The 1,523-nt window shown below is 67.4% G+C and carries 1 protein-coding gene; it reads left to right on the forward strand.

Annotated elements, in window-relative coordinates:
• Positions 1-53: 53 nt before the first annotated feature.
• Positions 54-1,523 (forward strand): IS1182 family transposase (locus ACIRHA_RS43145; protein WP_403857729.1); only part of this gene is annotated, 1,470 nt, incomplete at its 3' end.

Genomic DNA, 1,523 nt, shown 5'->3' on the forward strand with positions numbered 1-1,523 from the left:
GGACACCGTTGGCGAATTCGAGGGCGGTCACCAAATGACCTTGTGGCGGCGGGATGATGGCCGGAGCGGCGTGGGGGCGCGAGCGTGAGGTGATCAACGTGTCGTTGCGTCCGCGTCTGCCGGGTGAGGTTCCGGCCCAGACCGCCGAGGTGGCCCGGCTGGCGTTCCCGACGGGCTGTTTGTGTACGCGGCTCCGTGAGGTGCTGGGGCCGGTGTTTCGGGACGAGGACTTTGCCGGTTTGTATCCGGTGCGGGGAAAGCCTGCCTGGTCGCCCGCCCAGCTGGCGCTGGTGTCGATCCTGCAGTTCACCGAGGGACTGTCCGACCGCCAGGCCGCGGCGGCAGTCCGTGCCCGCATCGACTGGAAGTTCCTCCTGGGGCTGGAACTGACGGATGCCGGGTTTGACCACTCATTGCTCTGCGAGTTCCGCGACCGCAACATCAGCAGTGCGGATCCTCCCCGTCTGCTGGATCTGCTCCTGAACCGGATGCGTGCGGCAGACCTGCTCAAACGCCCTGGTCAACAGCGGACCGACGCCACTCATGTGCTGGCGTCCGTACGCCGATTGAACCGTCTTGAACTGACCGCGGAGCATCTGCGGGCCGCCCTGAACGCCTTGGCCGTCGTGGCGTCCGAGTGGCTGGCCGACATGGCGCCTGCCGACTGGTTCGACCGCTACGGGCGGCGGATCGAGAACTACCGCCTGCCCCGCGGAGAGCAGGCCCGCACCGCGTACTTCGAGCAGACCGGACAAGACGGCATGCTCCTGCTCGGCGCTGTCCACGCCCCTGACACGCTGCACTGGATACGGGAGTTGCCGCAGGTCCAAGCTCTGCAGGTCTGCTGGCACCAGCAATACGTCACGGAGAACGGGAGGCTGCGAGGCCGCACCCCGGCAGAGATGCCACCCTCTCACCAGCGCCTGGAGTCGCCCTACGATCTCGACGCCCGCTACAGCATCAAGCGCGGTGGTGACTGGAGCGGTTACAAGATCCATCTTACGGAGGTCTGTGACCGTGATGCCCCGCACTTGATCACGCACGTGGCCACAACCGTGGCCACCGTCACCGATGTTGAGGTGACCGAGGAGATCCACGCTGGCCTCGACGCCGACGGTCTGCTGGCCGGCGCGCACCTGGTCGACCGCGGCTACGTCAGTGCCGCGCTGTTGGCCACCAGCCAGGCCGCCCATGGCGTCGACCTGATCGGCCCGATCCGTGAGGACGTCACCTGGCAGGGACAGGCCGGCCAGGGCTTCGACGTCGACAGCTTCACCATCGACTGGGAAAACCGTCAGGCGACCTGCCCCGAGGGACACACCAGCGTCCGGTGGAAACCGCACCTGGGCCGTTACGGGCACCCCAAGACCGACATCTTCTTCTCGACGCAGCAGTGCCATGACTGCCCAGTCCGCAGCCGCTGCACCCGCTCCAAGACCGGCGGCCGCAAGGTCACCCTGGGCCCACGCGCAGAACACGAGGCCATCCGGCGCGCCCGCCAGGACCAGCAGACCAACGAGTGG

It is taken from the genome of Streptomyces sp. NPDC102360 (genome assembly GCF_044766085.1).
Taxonomy (GTDB): Bacteria; Actinomycetota; Actinomycetes; order Streptomycetales; family Streptomycetaceae; genus Streptomyces.